Annotated in this window: 15 protein-coding genes; 8 read left to right on the top strand and 7 right to left on the bottom strand. The window is 72.4% G+C overall.

Going from position 1 to position 19,471, the window contains the following annotated elements:
- The first annotated feature begins 8 nt into the window (after nucleotides 1-8).
- From P1V51_15745 to P1V51_15730, 4 genes are all read left to right on the top strand, one after another.
- Nucleotides 9-1,097 carry a hypothetical protein gene (locus P1V51_15745; protein ID MDF1564498.1) on the top strand — a complete coding sequence of 363 codons (1,089 nt, stop codon included), beginning with the start codon at nucleotides 9-11 and terminating at the stop codon, nucleotides 1,095-1,097.
- Nucleotides 1,094-1,801 carry a molybdopterin-dependent oxidoreductase gene (locus tag P1V51_15740; protein MDF1564497.1) on the top strand — a complete coding sequence of 236 codons (708 nt, stop codon included), beginning with the start codon at nucleotides 1,094-1,096 and terminating at the stop codon, nucleotides 1,799-1,801. Before P1V51_15745 ends, P1V51_15740 begins: the two co-directional genes overlap by 4 nt.
- A 71-nt stretch (nucleotides 1,802-1,872) precedes the next feature.
- The gene (locus P1V51_15735) at nucleotides 1,873-2,925 is read left to right on the top strand and encodes a hypothetical protein (protein ID MDF1564496.1); all 1,053 of its coding nucleotides are present in this window, start codon (nucleotides 1,873-1,875) and stop codon (nucleotides 2,923-2,925) included.
- Between the two features lie 18 nt (nucleotides 2,926-2,943).
- On the top strand, nucleotides 2,944-4,956 hold the full coding sequence (locus tag P1V51_15730) for a protein kinase (protein MDF1564495.1): 2,013 nt from the start codon (nucleotides 2,944-2,946) through the stop codon (nucleotides 4,954-4,956).
- Between the two features lie 6 nt (nucleotides 4,957-4,962).
- Here the strand turns inward: P1V51_15730 and P1V51_15725 are convergent, their stop codons facing one another.
- The gene (locus tag P1V51_15725) at nucleotides 4,963-5,796 is read right to left on the bottom strand and encodes an SDR family oxidoreductase (protein ID MDF1564494.1); all 834 of its coding nucleotides are present in this window, start codon (nucleotides 5,794-5,796) and stop codon (nucleotides 4,963-4,965) included.
- Nucleotides 5,797-5,869: 73 nt separating this feature from the next.
- Here P1V51_15725 and P1V51_15720 point away from each other — a divergent pair, with 73 nt between their 5' ends.
- Entirely contained in the window at nucleotides 5,870-7,159 is a 1,290-nt protein-coding gene (locus tag P1V51_15720) for a hypothetical protein (GenBank protein MDF1564493.1), read from the top strand.
- A gap of 12 nt (nucleotides 7,160-7,171) precedes the next feature.
- Here P1V51_15720 and P1V51_15715 read toward each other — a convergent pair whose 3' ends face one another.
- From P1V51_15715 to P1V51_15695, 5 genes are all read right to left on the bottom strand, one after another.
- Nucleotides 7,172-7,441: a hypothetical protein gene (locus tag P1V51_15715; GenBank protein MDF1564492.1), complete on the bottom strand. Its 270-nt coding sequence runs from the start codon at nucleotides 7,439-7,441 to the stop codon at nucleotides 7,172-7,174.
- Nucleotides 7,434-8,606: a hypothetical protein gene (locus tag P1V51_15710; GenBank protein MDF1564491.1), complete on the bottom strand. Its 1,173-nt coding sequence runs from the start codon at nucleotides 8,604-8,606 to the stop codon at nucleotides 7,434-7,436. Before P1V51_15710 ends, P1V51_15715 begins: the two co-directional genes overlap by 8 nt.
- Nucleotides 8,607-8,645: 39 nt before the next feature.
- Nucleotides 8,646-10,181 carry a helicase-associated domain-containing protein gene (locus P1V51_15705; protein MDF1564490.1) on the bottom strand — a complete coding sequence of 512 codons (1,536 nt, stop codon included), beginning with the start codon at nucleotides 10,179-10,181 and terminating at the stop codon, nucleotides 8,646-8,648.
- Nucleotides 10,178-11,863 carry a helicase-associated domain-containing protein gene (locus P1V51_15700; GenBank protein ID MDF1564489.1) on the bottom strand — a complete coding sequence of 562 codons (1,686 nt, stop codon included), beginning with the start codon at nucleotides 11,861-11,863 and terminating at the stop codon, nucleotides 10,178-10,180. The genes P1V51_15705 and P1V51_15700 overlap by 4 nt, the downstream gene beginning before the upstream one ends.
- 107 nt (nucleotides 11,864-11,970) lie before the next feature.
- Complete coding sequence (locus P1V51_15695) at nucleotides 11,971-14,061, bottom strand: elongation factor G (protein ID MDF1564488.1); 2,091 nt, start codon at nucleotides 14,059-14,061, stop codon at nucleotides 11,971-11,973.
- 164 nt (nucleotides 14,062-14,225) lie between these two features.
- Between P1V51_15695 and P1V51_15690 the strand changes: the two genes are divergently transcribed.
- From P1V51_15690 to P1V51_15680, 3 genes are all read left to right on the top strand, one after another.
- Nucleotides 14,226-15,563, top strand: a complete 1,338-nt coding sequence (locus P1V51_15690; GenBank protein ID MDF1564487.1) for a hypothetical protein — start codon at nucleotides 14,226-14,228, stop codon at nucleotides 15,561-15,563.
- Nucleotides 15,564-15,672: 109 nt separating this feature from the next.
- Nucleotides 15,673-17,079, top strand: a complete 1,407-nt coding sequence (locus tag P1V51_15685; GenBank protein ID MDF1564486.1) for a hypothetical protein — start codon at nucleotides 15,673-15,675, stop codon at nucleotides 17,077-17,079.
- 137 nt (nucleotides 17,080-17,216) lie between these two features.
- The gene (locus P1V51_15680; protein ID MDF1564485.1) at nucleotides 17,217-17,864 is read left to right on the top strand and encodes a hypothetical protein; all 648 of its coding nucleotides are present in this window, start codon (nucleotides 17,217-17,219) and stop codon (nucleotides 17,862-17,864) included.
- A 287-nt stretch (nucleotides 17,865-18,151) separates the two neighbouring features.
- On the opposite strand, the gene P1V51_15675 is transcribed toward P1V51_15680, so the two are convergent.
- A complete protein-coding gene (locus tag P1V51_15675; protein MDF1564484.1) occupies nucleotides 18,152-19,336 on the bottom strand; it encodes a hypothetical protein in 1,185 nt (394 codons plus the stop codon).
- Between the last annotated feature and the right edge of the window lie 135 nt (nucleotides 19,337-19,471).

Here is a 19,471-nt window from a genome sequence, read left to right as displayed (position 1 = left end):
GGTTTACCATGTCCGCGATGAGATCGGCGCCCTCCCGGCTTGGCCTCCTGGCCCTGACCCTGGCCCTCGCGCCGGCGTCGGCCCACGCCTACGCGGTGCTCGCCCCGGGCGAGCTGCTGCGCATGGACGCGCTGATCGTCTACGAGGCCGGCGAGGAGGTCCTGATCCTCTCACCGGTCGTGAAGGACGGGGGGGCGCTGGTGCTGCCCCTGCCCGAGGGCGCTCGCCTCCTCGAGACCCGCCCCGAGGCGCCGGAGTGGCTCGGCGTCCGGAGCGGCGCGCCGCAGGCGGAGGATCCCGCGGCGCGGGAGGCGGCCGCCGATCGAGAGGCCCCCCGGGTCGAGCCCCGGCAGGCGCCGAGGGCGAGCCGGGCGGACCTCGGCCGGCGTGAGGCGCCCGGCCTCGGGGGGCTGCTCGAGAGCGGGGCCCCGGGGAGTGAGCTCCCACCCCCGATGGCCCGGGCGGACGAGATCCTCCTGATCCCCGCCGATCGTCTCGAGGCCGCCCTGGAGAGCTGCGGCGCCCCGCGACCGGGCGTGGACGCGCAGCGGCTGCTGCGGGGCGCGCCGATGGCCCTGGTCGTGAAGCTCCCCCGGGACCCGGTCGCGATGAGGCTTCGACCGATCGCCGTGGCCCTCGGGAGCGCCTGGCCCCGCATCCCGCTGGCGGAGGCCGCCAGCGCACCCCACCCGCTCGCCCTGCGCCTCCTGGGGGCGGGCGCGAGCTTCGACCCCGGAGGGATGGACTTCGCCTTCGGCCTGCGCCGGGCCGGCGGCGTCGGCGAGGTGCCCGTCTCCCTGCTGGCCTGGCTGGAGGGAAAGCTCGAGCGGCCCGACCGCGGCTGGCGGGGCGCGGCCTTCACCGCCGCGGCGATGGACCCCTCCCGGGCCGGCGGAGCGAAGCTCGCGGACCTGCGCCTGCCGCCGCCCCCGGGCGCCCGGCGCGCGCGGCCCGCCCCGAAGCCCGGCCCGGCCGCGGCGAGCTCCCCCGGGCCCGCGGCGCCGCCGGAGGGCTGCGAGGGCTGCTCGGGGAGCGGGGGGCGCGGCGGGCTGGCGCTGCTGCTCGTGCTCCTCTTCCTGCGAAGGAGAACGTCATGAGCGAGGAGAAGGCCGATCGCATCGTCGCCGCGCGCCTGAGGCTCCGCGAGCGCTTCCTGGCGCGGCCGGGGCGGGAGCGGCCGGCCCGGGGCAGCGGGGAGCCGAACCGCCACGGCGAGCCCAAGCTGCCGCCGGGCCAGCGCCCGACGACCAAGTGGCCGGTGCTCGACCTGGGCGAGCACCCGCGGATCGAGCCGGAGCAGGTGCGGCTGGTGGTGGACGGCGCGGTGGCGCACCCCCTCGAGCTCTCCTGGGAGGAGCTGCTGCAGCTCCCGCAGGTGGAGGAGGAGAGCGACTTCCACTGCGTCACCGGCTGGTCGCAGATGGACCTGCGCTTCACGGGGGTTCGCCTGGTCGATCTGCTGGCCCGGGCGGAGCCCCACGAGGAGGCCGCGCACCTGCTCTGCCACGCCGCCGACGGCTACACCACCAGCCTCTTGCTGGCCGACGGCCTCGCCCCCGACGTGCTGCTCGCCCACCGGGTGGGCGGCGAGCCCCTGCCGCGCGAGCACGGCGGCCCCCTGCGGATGGTCACCCCCCGCCTCTACGCCTGGAAGGGCACCAAGTGGATCGAGCGGATCGAGGTCTGCGCCGAGGAGAAGCCCGGCTTCTGGGAGCGGGGCGGCTACGCGAGGGTGGGCGACCCCTGGACCGAGGATCGCTACGCCGATCCCGACGATCCGCCGCCGGGCGCGGAGATCTGACCCCGCCCCGACGGCCCGGCCCGGGAAGGGCGGGCTTGAACCTGGAGTAGCCGCCGTCCTAACCTCGGGCAATGCGAACTCGCCTGGCCCGTGCATCTCGATGTCTCCTGGCCGCGGCGCTCCTGCTCGCCACCCCTCCGGCCCTGGCGGAGGACGTGGACGCCGGCGCTCTGATCGAGAAGGCCACCAGGCTCTACGAGGCCCTGGAGTTCGATCAGGTGATCCCGGTGGCCGAGGAGGTCCTGAAGGTCGAGGGCCTCGACATCGAGCTGAAGCTGAAGGCCTACCTCCTCCTCGCCCAGTGCGTGGCCGTCGTCGGCGATCCGGTGGACGCCGAGGCGCCCTTCCGGCTGCTGCTGCGGGCCAAGCCCGACTTCGCCCTCCCCGAAGGCACGGCCCCGAAGATCGTCGGCGTGTTCCGGAAGGTGCAGGCCGAAGAGAAGGCCATGAACGAGGAGATCGAGATGCTCCGCCGCAAGCAGATCCGGGAGGGGCTGGCCTTCGTCGGTGAGCCCCCGAAGGAGGGGCGCGGCGGCCGGCCCCTGAGCTTCGCGTTCCGGCTGAAGGATCCGACCAGCGCGGTCGACATGGTGCAGATCCCCTACCGGCGCAAGGGCGAGCCCGCCTACTCGATGCTCGCCCTGAAGCGGGACGACGAGGGCGTCTGGCGCGGCACCATCCCCGGCGAGTGGACGGCCAGCGAGGCCGACTACGTGGTCGAGTACTACGTGCAGAGCTTCGACGCGAAGGGCAGCCTCCTCGAGCTCGGCGAGGAGGGCGCGCCCCTCTCGGCGGTGATGGACGCCGGCAAGGTCGAGCGGCGCCTCCCCAAGCCCCTGCCCCGCTGGGCCTTCGTGACCGGCGCGGTCCTGACCGGTGGGCTGACGGCCCTCGGCGGCGGGCTCGGCTTCGCGACCCGCGACGCCCAGAAGGACTACGACGCCTACGCCGCCCGCGGCCTCGACGAGCCCATCGACGGCGCCCTGCTCCAGCAGATGGCCGAGGACGGCCAGCGCCTCCAGCGGGCCACCAACGCGAGCCTCATCTCGGCCGCCGCGGTCGGCCTGATCTCGGTGGGCATGATCCCCTTCACCCGCTGGGGACCGCCGGAGGACGCGCCCTAGGGCGCCGGCCTCTCCCTCATGTCCAACCTCGTCTTCGGGAAGTACGAGATCCTCCGCCGCCTGGCCGTGGGCGGCATGGGCGAGGTCTTCCTGGCGAGGCAGACGGGCATCGGCGGCTTCGACCGCCGGGTGATCCTCAAGAGCCTCCTGCCGGACCTCGCGGACAACGAGGACTTCGTCAATCAGTTCCTCGACGAGGCCCGGGTCGCCGCCACCCTCAACCACCCCAACATCGTGGCGATCTACGAGGTCGGGAAGTGGAGCGGCACCTACTTCATCGCCATGGAGTACATCCGGGGCGCGAACCTCGGCCAGATCAGCAAGCGCCTGCGCAAGGAGCAGGTGGAGTGGCCCATCGCCGTGGCCGCCCGGATCATCCACGATGCCTGCGTCGCCCTCGACCACGCGCACCACGCCCTCGACAGCCAGGGCCGGCCGCTGAGCGTCGTGCACCGCGACATCAGCCCCCAGAACATCATGGTGCGCAGCGACGGGGTGACGAAGGTCGTGGACTTCGGCATCGCCAAGGCGACCAACAAGATGGCGCGCACCGCCACCGGCATCCTCAAGGGGAAGTACCCCTACATGTCGCCGGAGCAGGTGCAGACCCTGGAGCTCGACGGGCGCAGCGACCAGTTCTCCCTCGGCGTCGTCTTCTGGGAGATGCTGGCGCGCCAGCGCCTCTTCAAGGCCGCGACCGAGATCGAGACCCTCAAGCAGGTCCTGCAGCGGCCGATCCCCACCCTGGAGTCGGTGCTCCCCGGCTTCCCCGCCGACCTCTCGGCCACCGTGCACCGGATGCTCGCCCGGGACCGCACCCGGCGCTTCGATCGCCTCGCCGACGCCGCGCAGGAGATCGGGACCTACCTCGAGACCTGCTCCTTCGACGGCAAGGTCGGCGCGGTCGGCACCTTCCTCGCCGAGGTGGTCCCCGAGGACGACCCCAAGCTGATGAACACCCCGAGCTCCACGGGGAACTTCGTCATCCCCCTCAACCCGGTGCCCGAGGGCTCGCAGGGCGGGGTGCCGGGACCGAGCGAGGCGATCGAGGCGATCGACATCGACCTCGGCGCCACCAGCGCCACTCCCCCGCCCGGCCTCGACGGCATCGGCAAGCTCGACCTCTCCATGGACGAGCCCGCGCCGAAGCGGGGACGCGCCGGCCTCTTCGTGGGGCTGCTCGTCCTGGCCGGGCTCGCGGGGGGCGGCTACGTCCTGACCCGGGGGAGCGGCCCGGAGGGATCGGAGCCCTCGGCGAAAGACGGCGGCGCGCCGGCGACGGCGGTGAAGGCCGCCCCCGGCGTGCGCATCCGGCCGGCCGCGACGCCCGGAGAGCTCAAGGTCGAGCAGCCCGAGGGCGCGAAGCTCTACGTCGACGGGGAGCCCTGGCCCGAGGTCGTGCCCACGGTGCTCTCCGGGCTGAAGGCCGGCCGCCATCAGCTGCGCTTCGAGCTGCCGGACGGCCGCCAGGTCGAGGACTCGGTCGAGGTCGCCGCCCCTGCGGCTCCCAAGCTGGCGGTGAGCTCGCAGCCCGGCGGGGCCACGGTGAAGGTGGACGGCGTGGAGCGGGGTCAGACCCCGCTGACCGTCGAGGACCTCGCGCCCGGCGCCCACGAGCTGGTGCTCGCCCTCGCCGGCCACGACGATCACACCCAGGAGGTCGTGCTCGAGGCGGGGATGGGCTCGAACCTGAGCATCGCCCTGAAGAAGTCACCGAAGCAGGGCCGGCGCGGGAAGCGGCGGCCCAGGGACACGGGCGCGGCCACGGTCTCCACCGGCGGCGCCCCCCCGCCGCCTCCACCTCCCCCGCCCGCGGTCGGCGACGGCTACGTGACGGTGAACACCAAGCCCTGGACCAAGGTGAGCGTCAACGGGACCCCCTGGGGGACGACCCCGCTCTTCAAGCGAAAGCTCCCGGCGGGCAAGCACACCATGCGCTTCGTGAACGAGGGCGAGGGCATCGACGTCACCCGCAGGATCGACGTCCGGGCCGGCCAGAACGAGAAGGTCTCCTTCGACTTCGCCAAGTAGCGGGCGCTACCAGGGGATCACCATCGGGGTGCTGCCCGGGACGCAGGCGTAGCCCTCGAGGTCGGTGACGCCCGCGTACTCGCGCAGGACCTCCTCGTCGAGGAAGGCGTGGCCCGAGCCCAGGGTGGTGGGGTCCTGCCGCAGGATGGCGAGGAGGGCGTCGGCGAGGATGTCGGCCTTGCGCCAGTCCTTCGGCTCCCCCAGGCCCAGGTTGGCGGTGGCCAGGGACTCGACCAGGGTCACCGGCCACAGCGCGTTCACCGCGATGGGCTGATCGCCCAGCTCCTCCTTCAGCGCGATGCCGAGGTAGGTCATCCCGAACTTGCTGACCATGTAGGCGCACTTGCCCCCGACGACCTCGGCCTTGTGCACGGGAGGGGACATGTTCACGACGTGGCCCCAGCCGTTCTTCCTCAGGTGGGGCAGGGCGTGGGCCGTGGCGACGTGCGCGGCGCGGAAGTTCACGTCCATCACGAGATCGAAGCGCCGGGCGGGGGTGCTCTCCACCGGGAACCACCAGGCCGCGCCCGCGTTGTTCACCAGGATGTCGAGGCGGCCGAAGCGCTCGAGGGCCGCGTCGATCATCGCCACGATCTCCTGCTCCTCCCGGACGTCGCAGCGCACCGCCAGGGTCTCGGCGCCCGGCACCGCCGCGCCGATCTCCTCGGCCACCGTGTGGATGGTTCCGGGCAGCCGCGCCCGGGGCTTCACGGTCTTGGCCGCCAGGACCACCTTGCAGCCCGCCCGGGCGAGGGCCAGGGCGCAGGCCCGGCCGACCCCCCGGCTGGCTCCGGTGACGATGGCGACCCGCCCCTCGAGGCTCTGCTCTGCTGCGCTCATGGCGGTCTCCTTCCCACGGGGGGCGGCCGCTTGCCAAGCGCACCTCGCAGCGCCCATGCTTGAGGTGGTGGATGTGTTCCAGAAGCTCGCGCTGCCGGTGGCCCTGCTCCTCGCCTCCGGCTGCGCCAGCGTCCCGGCCGCGGTGGCGCCGCTGCCCCCGCCCGAGGCCTCGCGGGCGCCGCCCGCTCGCAGCTTCGCCGAGCGGGAGCTGGTCTACCCGCCGGGGCTGCCGCCCCTCCCCGAGGAGATCCCGCACGCGGTGATGCCCCGCGCCTCCTCGGAGCGCACCCTGCGCCCCGGAGCGCCGGCGCGGATCACGATCCAGGAGGTCGGCCCCGACGACTGGGAGGGGACCGGGCAGATCTTCCTGCGCATCGCCGAGGTCTCCCCCACCGCCTACCAGCTCGACCTCGACCCCGCGCTGCCGGAGGACGCCAGCGACAGCATCCTGGGGCCCGTGCTGCGCTGGCCGGCCCAGCAGCGCCCCTGGGCCGTGACGGCCCTGGACGCCGAGGGAGAGCGGGAGGTGATCGACCGGGCGCCGAGCGCCACCGGCGCCGCGCTCCTCACCGAGGCGGAGCTGGCCGGCCGCGCCGGCCACGGAGAGGACGCCCTGCGGCGCCTCGCCGAGCTCAACGTGGCCGACCCGGGCTTCTCCCCCGGCTGGCTGGCGCGGGCCGACGCCGAGGTGCGCGCCGGCAACCTCGTGGCCGGCCGCCACGCGATGGAGCAGGCCCTCGCGTCCGGCAGCCTCGATCCCTACGTCCACACCCTGGCCGCCGAGTTCGCCCTGCGCTCGGGCGATCGCCGCAAGGCGCGGCAGCACCTCTCGCGGGCCCTCTCCCTCTACCCCGGCTACCCCACCGCCCTGGCGATGGTGGAGCTCGTCACCGGCCGGGTGCTCTCCTGGGAGCCCCTGCGCTTTCGCGCCCGGGTGGTGCCCCTCGAGGAGGGCAAGGTGCTCGTGCAGGCCGACACCCGCCGCAGCGGCGCCTGGCTCACCTGGGCCCTCTGCCAGGCCACCACCCGCTACGAGACCGACCGCTCCCTCCTGCCCTTCGACGACGAGCCGGACGGCGTGCGCCTGCGGCGAGAGCTCGCCTGCGCCCTCGCCCTGGCCGACGCCGCCACCAGCCCGGTGGGGGTGATGGGGACCGAGACCCGGGGCGTGCCGGACCCCGACCTCCTGCGGGTGCGGGCGATCGCCGAGGCGGGCTACCTCGGGGAGCTGACCCTCTACGAGATCATCGCGCCGCGCTTCCCGGCGCTGCTGCTCCACCTCTCCGAGATCCAGCGAGAGCGCCTGCAGGTCTTCATCGATCGCTGGGTGCTGCCGCCCCGCCCGGGCCGTTGGGACAATTGAGCGAGGGGAGCGTCAGGAAGGGCTGACGCAGAAGGGCAGGGCCTGGGCGAGGGGCACATCGACGGCCACCGGGACGCGCAGGGTGTCGTCGCAGGTCGGCTCCTCGGGCCAGTCCGGGCAGACGCTCCAGGTGCCGGTGATGCGGACGGTGGCCGTCACCTCGACGCCGTTCACGCCCGGCACCCCGGTGAAGCAGGCGGTCGCGGTGGGGCAGAGCAGGTTGCGGGAGAGCTCCCGTCCGGAAGGCGCGGCGCGGGCGCTCACCCGCAGGACGTCACTCATGGTCGGCACGCCCTCCGGGCGCAGGCCCGCGAGGCGCAGCAGCGAGAGGAGGCTGGCCGGGATCGCCGCGTTGGGCAGGACGCCGATGCCCGGGACGAAGACCATGACCAGCAGGACGTTCCCGCTCATCTGGGCCTGGACCACCACGTAGATCGGATCGACGACGGGCTCGCAGGACTCCTCGAGCCCCCCCCTGGGCCCGCCGGATCCTGGCGCTGGTCTCGCAGCCCGTGGCCATCTGGTAGCCGCCGACGTCGCTCATGTCGGTGGGGATCACGAAGGGATCGGGGCTGGCCGGGCTGACGTGCGCACCCTGACGAAAAGCCAGATCGAGGAAGCCCCCGCTCTGCTGCAGCGAGAAGAGCCCGGGCGCCGGGAGGGGCTGGGAGACGTCGACGGCCAGGGCGACCCCCCGGGCCTCGAAGCGATCGTAGACCCCGGCGACCAGGTTCGGCACCCAGGGCCGGGCGCCCTCGTCCTTCCAGTAGGAGGTGGCCACCACGAAGTCGAGGGGCTGCCCCGCCATCGGCGTGAAGCCGGCGGCGACGAAGTGGGTGGGCGGACCCGCGTCGGGATCGCAGCCCTCCTCGCAGCCCGCGGCGCAGCCGGCGTAGACCCCCGAGCGAGAGGGGGCGAAGCGGCAGCTGCGCTCGAGGTAGAGGGGCCGATCGGGGCCGAAGGAGGAGAGCCCGGGGCAGCCCTCGAGGAGGACCGTCGCCAGCCCCGCGCCGGGCATGGGCTGGAGGGAGAAGTCTCCCAGGACCGTCGGGTTGGCGCTCAGCACCTTCCCCCCGACGAGCGCCTCCCCGTCGACGAAGCCGAAGCCGTAGGTCGTCCCGCCGTCGGAGAGCTCGAGGCCGTTCGAGAGGTCGAGCCCCCCCGGGGGGACCAGGCCCATCACGAGGGGGTCGCCGCCGACCTCCTCGGCCAGCCGCCCGGGCAGGGCGAGGTGCTGGATGATCCCGATCCCGCTGACCGGGATCGCGGTGCCGATCACCCGGCCCCCCACCCGCACCGTCTCGGGCACGGTCATCCGGTAGTGTCCGGCCAGCGCTCCGAGCTCGGTGGGCCCGCTCTCCTCGGGCGGCGCCGGCATCGAGAGGTCCCGCCCGCAACCGCTCGCGACGAGCGAGAGGAGGAGGCCGAGGCAGAGGGAGCGGAGCATGGCGTCACCGAGGATAGCACCGGCGGCGCTCGCCGGAGATCAAGCTTCGTCTTCGGGCCGCAGCCGCGCGAGGAGCTGATCGCGCAGCGCCTGGACCTTCGGCGGGTAGGCCAGCGCCGGCTCCTCGGGGATCGCCGGCGGCAGGCGCTGCAGGTGCGCCGGCACCTCCCGCTGCCGCGAGCTCTCCCGCTCCTCGTCGACCCCCTCGCGCTCGGCGCGGGTGAGCCAGTCCTCGATCTGCACCGCCAGCGTGTCCGGCGGATCGTGCTCGGCGCCCAGGGCGATGCGATCGAGGATCTCGTCGGCGTCGAGGCCGGCCTCGTGGGCCCGGGCGATGGAGCCCGGCTCGACCCGGAAGGTCGCCATCACGTCGGCGCGCTGCAGGGTGGCCAGGGCCGAGAGCGAGGCGAGCGCCACCGGGGGCACCTCGGGCGGGACGAAGATCTCGTGGGTGGGCTGCACGATCCAGAGGGCGTCGGGCTCGCCCTCCTCCCCCCGGGGCAGGCGCCAGTGGGTGGGGCTCTGCCCCTCCCTGCCGAAGCCCTCCAGGCAGTCGGCGATCGTGGCGAGCTCCTGCCGCACGATCGCGGCGGTGCGCTCGAGGGTCGCGGCGCCCTCCCGGTAGGGGGTGGCGGCGTCGGTGGCGGGGAGGCGCAGGCGGACGGCGGCCTCCAGGGCGTCGCCCCGCACCCAGGTGCCGGCGGGCAGGCGCGCCAGGGCGGCCGCCAGCAGGGTCCGCACCTCCCGCCGCTCGGCCAGGCCGGGGACCGCCTCGAAGGTCTCGGCCTCCGCGGGCTCGAGATCGGTCGCGAGGAGGAGGGGGAGGCGGGCGCCGGCGGAGAGCTCGAAGAAGGCGTCGACCCGCGGCCAGAGCACGCGGGCCCGTCCGCCCTGCCCGGCGATCAGCCCCATCGCCAGGAGCTGCGCCACCTGCGCGGCGAGCTGCTTCGCGTCGGTGCCCGCCGGGAAGCGCTCCTCGGCGATGCGCGCCACGTCGGCGCCGTGGACCCCGCCCTCCTTGGGGATGCGGGGCGCGTCCACCGCGGTGGCCGCCAGGGCGAGGGTCAGCTCGCGCAGGCTCTGGAGCCGCACCGAGGCGCGGCGGGCCGGCGAGGTCACCGCGAGGCTGCTCGGCGGGCGGCAGTGCTCGAGCATCCAGAGGTAGGGATGGAGGGTGCGGGAGAGGGGCGGGGTGAGCATCATCACCTCCGCGCCCCCCGACCAGGAGGTGCGCAGGAGCAGCCCCTCGCTCTCCAGCGCCTCGAGCCCCAAGGCGAGGTCGTCGGCCTGGCCCCGGCGCTCGGCCTCGGCCAGCACCACGTCCGTCGGGATCGGCTCGAGGGCCTCCACGAAGAGGGAGGCCGCGCGCAGCGCCGCCGGCCCCAGCAGGGGCAGGAGGGCGCGGGCGGACTCGGGCCGGGAGAGCGCCTCGGAGAGGCTCGTCGCGTCGGTGTGGGCCGAGCCCACCCGCTCGGCCAGGCGGCGGCGGCGGGCGGGCGGGAGCTTGCCGATGTGTGCGGCGGGAGACTCGACTCCCCGCGAGCGGAGGGCGCCGTCGGACCAGCCCGCGATCATCCGGCCACTCTCCTCGCGGTGGTGCCGGGCGCCTCCCAGCGCTCGATCTCGTAGTGGTAGCCCTGCTCGGTGAGGAAGCGCTGGCGGCGCAGCGCGAAGTCCTGATCGGGCGTGTCGGCGGTGACCACCGAGTAGAAGCGCGCCGGGCGGCCGTCGGACTTGGGCCGCAGGATGCGGCCGAGGCGCTGCGCCTCCTCCTGGCGCGAGCCGAAGAGGCCGCTGACCTGGAGGAGGACCGACGCGTCCGGGAGGTCGACGGAGAAGTTGGCGACCCGGGAGACGACCAGCACCGGGGTCTCGCCCGCGCGGAAGCTCTCGAAGAGGACGTCGCGCTCGTCCTGCGGGGTGGCGCCGGTGATCAGCGGCACCGAGAGGCGGCTGGCCAGCCGCTGGAGCTGATCGAGGTACTGGCCGATGACCAGCACCCGCTCCCCGGGGTTCTCGGCGAGGAGGGCCTCGACCACCCGGTCCTTGCCCTCGTACTCGGCGGCGAGGCGGTAGCGGTCCTGCCCCTCGGCCACCAGGGTCCTCGCCAGGAGTTCCTTAGTGGGATCGACCCGCACCTCGGTGCAGGTGGCGGTGGCCACCCAGCCGTCGGCCTCGAGGCTCCGCCAGGGCAGCTCGTAGCGCTTCGGCCCGATCAGGCCGAAGACCTCGGCCTCCCGGCCGTCCTCGCGCACGAGGGTGGCGGTCAGGCCCAGGCGGCGCCGGGCCTGGAGGTCGGCGGTGGTGCGGAAGAGGGGCGCCGGCAGGAGGTGCACCTCGTCGTAGATCACCAGCCCCCAGGACGAGCGCTCGAAGAGCTCGCGGTGCTTCTTGCGGGTGGCGATCTGGTAGGTCGCCACCGTCACCGGCCGGATCTCCTTCTTCTCGCCGCTGTACTCCCCGACCTGCTCGGGGGTCAGGTCGGTCTTGTCGAGGATCTCGGAGATCCACTGCCGCACCGCGGTGGTGCCGGTGGCCAGCACCAGGGTCTGCATCCGCAGGCGGGAGAGCACGCCGATGCCCACCACGGTCTTGCCCGCGCCGCAGGGGAGGACGACGACCCCGTGGCCGCCGCCGATCCCCTCCCTGCCCCTGCCGCGGCCGGCGCCCTCCAGGAAGGCCTCGGCCGCGTCCTGCTGGTAGTCGCGCAGGGCGAAGGGCGCGTCGGTGCCCTGGTGCAGCTCGCGCAGCGCGAGGGGGAGGGGCTCGCCGTCGGTGTAGCCGGCGCGATCCACCACCGGGTAGCCGAGCTTCGCCAGGGCCTGCTTCAGGGGCCCGCGCCCCGCCTGCGGGAGGAGGTAGGTGCCGTCGTCCTGGGGCTCGAGGAGCTCGGCCACCACCGCGTACTTCTCGATCGCGAGGCGCAGAAGATCGTCCTCGAGGGTGAGGACGAAGCGCTCCCCGTCCTCGTGCCGGGTGAGGACCAGCTTGCCCCAGCGGCCGATCTGGCTCTCGACCTCGGCGAGGACGACCTCGGGCACGCCGTAGCGGGCGTGGTCCTCGAGGGCGGCGCGGACCTCCTCCACCCCGAAGCCGGCGGCGGCCGCGTTCCAGAGGGAGACCGGGGTGATCCGGTAGGTGTGGAGGTGCTCGGGCGCCTTCTCGAGGTGAGCGAAGGGCGCCAGGGCCGCGCGGGCGGCCTCGTGATCGGGATCGTGGACGTCGAGCAGCAGCGAGCCGTCCGACTGGACGATCAATGCCCCCCGACCCTCGCTCACACGCTCACCTGCCCCTGCCTAGCGGGCCCGGTGGGCGAGAGTCTCGCCCCCGGGCCGGCCGGTGTGATGGTGATCGCCGGCGGCGATCACTCCTCTTCCTTCTCCTTCTCGCGCTCGGCGATGAGCTTCTCGGCGATGTTGGCCGGGACCTCCTCGAGGCCGAGGAGCTCGCGGGTGTGGTGGCCGCGGCCCTGGCTCATCGAGCGGAGCGTGGTGGAGTAGCGGTAGAGCTCGGCCTCGGGGACGACCGCCTCGATGACGGTCTTGTCGCCCTGGGCGTCCATGCCGAGCACCTTGCCGCGCCGCTGCGTGATGTCGCCCATCACGTCGCCGGTGCAGGTGGAGGGCACGGTCACGGTCACCTTGATGACCGGCTCGAGGAGCACGGGCGCGGCGGCCTGGGCGGCCTTCTTGAAGCCCAGGGAGCCGGCGACCTTGAAGGCCTGCTCGGAGGAGTCGACGGCGTGGTAGGAGCCATCGACGAGATCGACCTCGAAGTCGACCATCGGGAAGCCGGCGAGCGCGCCGCGCGCCGAGGCCTCCTGGATGCCCTTGTCCACCGCGGGGATGAACTTGCCCGGGATGGAGCCGCCGACGATCTTGTCGTTGAACTTGTAGCCGGCGTTGCGGGGGGTGGGCCGCATCACGATGTGGCAGTCACCGAACTGACCGCGGCCGCCCGACTGCTTCTTGTGGCGGCCCTGAGCCTTGGCCTCCTTGCGGATGGTCTCGCGGTAGTGGACCTTCGGCGCGGAGGTCACCACGGCGACGCCGAAGCGCTCCTTGAGCTTGCCGAGGGTCACGTCGAGGTGCAGCTCACCGAGGCCCGAGATGACCGTCTCGGCGGACTCACCGTCGTACTCGTGGGTGAAGCAGGGATCCTCCTCGTGGAGCTTCGCCAGCCCGGGGCCGATCTTGTCCTCGTCGTTGCGGGACTCGGCGTGGATGGCCATCCGGGCCATGGGCTTGGGGAAGGCCGGCGGGGCGACCTTCACGACCCGCTTCTTGTCACAGAGGCTGTTGCCGGTGTGGGTGCTCTTGAGGCGAGCCACCACGCCGATGTCGCCGGAGTGCAGCTCGTCGACCTCGAAGCGCTCCTTGCCCTGGGGGATGGAGAGGTGGGCCAGCTTCTCGTTGCCGCCGTTGGAGTTCACGACCTCGGTGCCGTTCTCCACCATGCCGGCGACGATCTTGAAGAGGGAGAGCTCGCCGGCGTGGGACTCGGAGGTGGTCTTGAAGACGAGGGCGGCGAGGGGCTCGCCGTCGTCGATCTTCAGCGCGACGTCCTCGTCGCCCTTCTTGGCGACCTCGCTCTCGACCTCGGCCGGGTTCGGCGCCAGGGCGTTGATGCCGGTGAGCAGCTCACGGCAGCCCCAGGTGGACTCGGCGGCCACGCAGAAGACCGGGTAGAGCTCCTTGCCCACGACCATCTTGCGGAAGGCGGCCAAGAGCTCCTCGTTGGAGATCTCCTCACCCTCGAGGTAGCGGTCCATCAGCGCCTCGTCGGCGGTGGCGATGGTCTCGAGGAGGTTGGTGCGGGCCTCCTCCACGGCGTCGGCGATGTCGCCCGGCACGTCGGACTCGTCGTACTCGCCGTTCACGGTGCCGGCCTTGTAGAGGTGGGCCTTGCCCGAGAGCAGGTCGACGACGCCCTTGAAGGTCTCCCCGGCGCCGATGGGCAGCTGCACGGCCACGGCCTTCTCGGTGAGGGAGGTCTGGATGGAGGAGAGGGCCGACTCGAAGTTGGCGTTCTCCTTGTCCATCATCGTGACGACGAAGACGCTGGTGATCCCGCGGGCGGCGCAGTGGCTCCAGACCAGCTCGGTGCCCACCTCGACGCCGTGGCTGGCGCCGACGGCGATCAGGCCGCAGTCGGCCACGCGGATGCCGGCGACCGTCTCACCGAAGAAGTCGAGGTACCCCGGGGTGTCGAGGAGGTTGATCTTCTTCCCCTCCCACTCGGCGTGGGCCGGGGTGCAGTAGAGCGAGGTCTCCCGCTCCTTCTCCTCCTGGCGGAACCAGGTGAGGGCCACGCCCTCGGAGACCTTGCCGTGCCGCTTGGAGGACCCGGAGGTGAAGGCCAGGGCATCGATCAGCCCGGTCTTACCGGAGCCGCCGTGCCCGATGACGGCAAGGTTGCGGATGTTCTCGGTCGTGTAGGACTTCGCGTGAGCCATGGTTCGTCTCTTCCCCGCTGCGAATGGCAGTGAACGTGTGTGAAAAGGGAGCGCGTCCGGTGACTTGGATGTCTTTTGGAGGTTCGGGGGGTATGCTTTTTTGGCCGCCGGAGCGAAGCGGGCATTCTATGGAAGTGCGCAGGGAGCGACAAGGAGGACGGAGCATGCGGAAGGCCCTCGGACGCGGGCGATCGGTGATGGCGGCAGCCCTGCTGCTGGCCTCGGGATTTCAAGGGTTTGCCGCGCTCGCCGAGGAGGAGGAGGCCGCCCGGGTGGTGGTGCCGCGGATCCAGGTCAGCGGCGTGGACGAGGCCGCGGCCGAGCTGGTCACCGATGTCCTCCTCGACGTGCTCTTCAACCGGCACGGGATCACCGCCCTCGGGCCCTCCGACATCCAGCAGATGCTCTCGATCGAGGCGCAGAAGCAGCTGCTCGGCTGCACCGACGCCTCCTGCCTGGCCGAGATCGGCGGGGCCCTCGAGGCGCGCTACCTGATCTCCGGCCGGATCGGGAAGCTCGGCAGCGTGAACATGCTGACCCTCAAGCTGATCGACACCCAGAAGTCGGAGCTGGCGGGCCGGGCCTCCCTGAAGCTGACCAAGATGGAGGACGCCGTCGACGCCCTCGGCCCGCTGACCGACAAGCTCCTCGGCCGCACCTTCCGCGCCGCCCGGGCCTCCGAGATCGCCGCCTTCCGCAACCGCGACGAGGCCCGGCCCGACTACGAGCCGATGACCCGGCGGGACTTCTGCAAGGCCTACGACGAGTACCGGGTGGCCCTCGAGAAGGAGCGCTACGATCCGAAGCACCCCGAGACCCGCGAGAAGCTGCTGCGCGACGTGATCCTCACCCCGCACCAGCCGCGCTACGACGAGAAGATCTCCTGCATCAAGCAGTCGGTGGCCTTCATGGGGCCGCGGATCATCTCGTTGCTGCGCGGCGCCGACACCGAGGCCGAGGCCCTCGACGCCCGCAAGCGCTTCCACGAGGCCCGGGCCTTCGCCGATCAGCTCGAGATCGTCGAGTCGGACTACGCCATGGGCCTCGAGAAGGTGAAGCTGAACACCGGCACCCTGCCCACCAAGCTCTCCTTCGAGGTGAAGCCGGCGAAGGTGGTCGTCGCCGAGGACAGCGCCGAGGTGAAGGAGTACCGGCGGGTCTACGCCTTCGGCTCGAAGCTGATGGAGCGGGCCCTGGAGACCGCGCGCGGCGGGACCGAGGCGGACTTCGCGGCCCTCTTCGCCCCGACCAAGGACGGCAAGGAGCGCTCGCTGACCTACACCTTCGAGGGGATCGGCAAGGCCGAGCAGAGCGGCTACCGCCACGACGCCTGCCCCTTCTTCGTGCTCGCCATCGACGACGTCGAGGCGAACGCCCGCCTGCTCGCCGACAAGGGCGAGCTGAAGGTCTGCTTCCGCAAGCGGGACGACAAGGGCTCGGCCTACCTGCGCGACGTGACCCTCGTGAAGGTCGAGGGGAAGTGGCGCATCGACCGCTGGTGAGCCGCCGATCAGGAACTGGTCGCGACGCTCAGAAGCTGGACGGCCGCAATCTCAAGTAGTTGAAATCACTAGGACGATCGTGGCACCGGTCTTGCTGTCGAGACCGGCCATGAAGAAGCTCTTCAGCTCCCTCCTCGCCGCCTCGCTCCTCACCGCCTGTGGCACCGGGACCTCCGAGGCCACCCTCTCCCGGGGGCAGGCGGCCCTCACCGGCGGGGACTCCGAGCTGATCCTCACCCTGGTCAACGATCTGGGCACCGACCTCGCCCTCCTCGACGACGCGGCCGGGCTCGACCGGCGGGCGGCCGAGAACATCCTCACCCACCGCGCCGGCGCCGACGGCTTCTTCCCGAGCGAGGACGACGACCTCTTCGAGACCCTGGCCGAGCTCGACGCCGTCCCCTACGTCGGCCCGAGCGCCCTGGACCGGCTGCTGGCCCTCGCCCGGACCCTCGACCTGCCGCAGGCCGAGCTCGTCGAGGGCGTCGACTTCAGCGCCCTCGAGGCGGGCCTGGTGATCTGGGGCGTGAACAACTCCAGCGCCGAGTACCTCGACGACACCGTGGGCCTCGACGCCCGGGCCGCCCGCAACCTCGCGGCCAACGCCCCCTACACCTCGATCGCCGGGATGGGCGAGCAGGCCTACGTCGGCGCCTGGGCCCTGACCCAGCTGCGCTTCTGGAGCACCCGCTGGCGCCTGCTGAAGACCGGCGCCGAGTCGGACACCCTGGCCGGCACCTTCGACGGCGTGAGCTTCGACGAGGCGCTGGCCGCCGAGGCCCTGCGGATCGCCGACGGCTCCACCTTCGAGCAGCTCACCCTCTTCGGCGGCCTCTGGACCACGGCGGCCCGGAACGTGATCGCCGGCCGGCCCTACCAGAACCTGGCCGAGGTCGCCGCGGCCTGGGGCGTGGGCGGGGAGACGCTGAAGCAGCTCAAGAAGATGGCCGCCTACGGCAGCTGGCCGGCGAGCAGCAGCTGCGAGGTCGGCTTCTCGCCCGGGACCTGTGAGCCCGCGGACGCCTACCACGTCGCCATCCGGGCCTTCGACAACCGGCCGGCCGAGGCCAACTGGCGGCTCACCCAGTGGTTCGTCCCCACCTGCCTCGACCTCACCGATCCGGCCACCATCGCGGCCCTGAACGACCACGCCGTCGAGGCGATGGGCTGGGCCCGCACCCGGGATCAGTTCCCCCAGATGCTGGTGCTGCGCGATCCGATGGACACCCCCAGCGCCTTCGTGAGCTTCCTCGACAAGTCGATCGACGACCTCGACGAGGTGAAGAACGACAAGCTGGCCCAGAGCGACTACCCGGACGATCCGGACGTCCTGGGCGACTGGAACATCCTGGTCGGCCTCCACGGCTGGCTGAGGGATCGCGTGCTCGAGAACGGCGACGCGACCTGGTCCTGGCGCCTGGACATCTCGGCCTCCGAGTGCAGCGAGTACGCCGCGGTGATGGTCGACACCAGCACCGGCCTGATGCTCACCCTGCACCACGGGCCCCGCTGCTGACGGTCGATTCTCGTCACCGCACGCCGCGCGTGGGTGACGAAACACGGGCGTGTTCCCCGCACCCACCCGGGATCGCCGCTCTGCGGGCGGATCCCGGGGGATCGGGGTGGGCACGCGATCTGCAGTGACCCGTCCCCATGGCGGGAACGATCGAGTGTCCCGGCTGCGGTGAGACCTACAACGTCGTTCATCGCAAGCCGGGGAGGGTCTTCGTGTGTCACTGCGGCCGGACCTTGCGGCGGCCGGTGGAGCCCGAGGAGCGGTGGTGGCGTCCACCCCCCTGGGTCCGGCAGAACGCGGCCCTCTGGGTCGCGCTCTTCCTGATCGGGGGCTTCCTCCTCGTCATCGCGCTGCCGAACTTCATGCACTTCTGCGCGCGCTCGAAGCAGTCGGAGGCGAAGTCGAACCTGAAGAGCCTCTGGCTGGCGCAGCTGGTTCACCCTAGAGAGTTCGGCCGCTTCGACGACGACCTCGAGCGGATCGGCTTCTCGCCGGAGCGGGGGAACCGCTACGCCTACTTCGGATCGGCGATCGGTCCGGTGCAGTACCGGCTGGAGGGAGACCGCCCACCGCGGGGCGCTCACACCATCGTGAGCGTGGACACCTTCAAGTACGTGACGAAGGAGGCCCTCCCCTCTCTCGGGGCGAGCGGCTGCCCGATCACCACCGGCTTCGACCCGGAGGGGAGGCCGATCGACCTCGGCGCGAGCGGAGAGGGAGACGAGGCGCGCTACCTCGCCTACGCCATCGGCGACCTCGACAACGATCCCGCCTACGACTGCTAGTCCATCGCCTCCTTCGAACGGATCGGGCGAGATGGCACCGTCTGGCGGGCGGGGGAGCCCTACCACGAGATGAACGACATTCAGCGCTGACCTCGCCTCGCGAGACCGTGGAACAGCCGTGCACGTGCACGGGTACGTGTACGTTCACGGCCTCTCCCGGAACCCGATCGAACCAAAGACACGCCCCCTGACCCTCTCGGATCAGGGGGCGTTTCCCTCCTCTGGTCGAGCGGCCGCCGAATGCTCGGGTTTGGTTGGGAGGCGGCCGCCGAAGTCGGGAATCCGGACTAGAAGCGGCGGCGGACCAGCGGGAAGAAGAGGATCAGGCCGCAGGCCAGGAAGGCGGGGATGGCCGCGCTGCCGCTGCCCAGGCTGGAGCAGGAGATGCTCACGTCGCCGCCGTTGAAGTTGCCGCAGTGGTCGCCCTGGCAGGAGCCGCAGCTCCAGCCGTCCCAGCAGGCGTCCCAGCAGTCGCCCTCGGGGCGGTCGCAGCCCTCGGGGATGCTGCTGCTGTCGCAGGGGTTCGAGCCCTGCTGGCACTCGTCGAAGTTGGTGTAGCCGTCGCCGTCCGGATCCTCGTCGGCGTCGCCGATGCCGTCGCCGTCGGTGTCGGGCTCGCTCGGGTTGGTGTTGCAGCGGACCTCGTCCTCGTCGGAGAGGCCGTCGCCATCCGAGTCGACCACCGGGTCGGGGTCGACCGGGTCGGGATCGGTGGCGCCACCGTCGGCGCCGTCGGCGGGGTCGGTGCCGTTGGCGAGCTCGTCGGCGTTGGAGACGCCGTCGCCGTCCGGATCCTCGTCACCGTCGAGGATGCCGTCGCCGTCGGTGTCGGCCAGGTCCGGGTTGGTGTTGCAGAGGGCCTCGTCGTCGTCGTCGATGCCGTCACCATCGCGGTCGGTGGTGGGGGGCTCGACGGGGCCGGGGGCGTCCGAGCCGTCGGCCGGATCGGTGCCGGCGTCGAGCTCGTCGCGGTTGCTGTAGCCGTCGCCGTCCGGATCCTCGTCGCCGTCGAGGATGCCGTCGCCGTCGGTGTCGGCCGAGTTCGGGTTGGTGTTGCAGGCGCCCTCGTCCTCGTCGTCGATCCCGTCACCGTCGGTGTCGGTCACGGGATCGGGATCGGGATCGGTGCCGCCGTCGGGGGTGTCACCGGCGTCCGCCGGATCCGAGCCGGCGTCGCACTCGTCGCGGTTGGAGAAGCCGTCACCGTCGGGATCCTCGTCACCGTCCATCACGCCGTCGCCGTCGGTGTCCGGATCCTCGGGATCGGTGTTGCAGCGCCACTCGTCGAGGTCGAGGAGGCCGTCACAGTCGAAGTCCGCCTGCTCGCAGGGGATGGGCTCCCCGCTGCAGGTGAGGTGACAGTCGCTGCCGATGCACACCTCCTCGCAGCCGTTGCGGTCGACGACGTGGACGTCGCAGCCGGAGACCAGCAGCAACAGGGCGGCGGATGCGAACAGACCGATGGCTCTCATGACAGACTCCCTCCGTGACCGTCGCGCCGGGCTGCTCTTCTCAAGCTCGCGGCGCGCGGTGAGCGGTGTGCTTTTGCTGTCGCGACCGGGCCTCTCCCGGTCACTCATCTGGTTCGATGCCGGCGGTCCCGGGTT

It is taken from the genome of Deltaproteobacteria bacterium (assembly GCA_029210625.1).
Classification (GTDB): domain Bacteria; phylum Myxococcota; class Myxococcia; order SLRQ01; family SLRQ01; genus JARGFU01.
The sequence above is the reverse complement of the archived record's forward strand: the minus strand, read 5'-3'. Positions and strand labels throughout refer to the sequence as shown.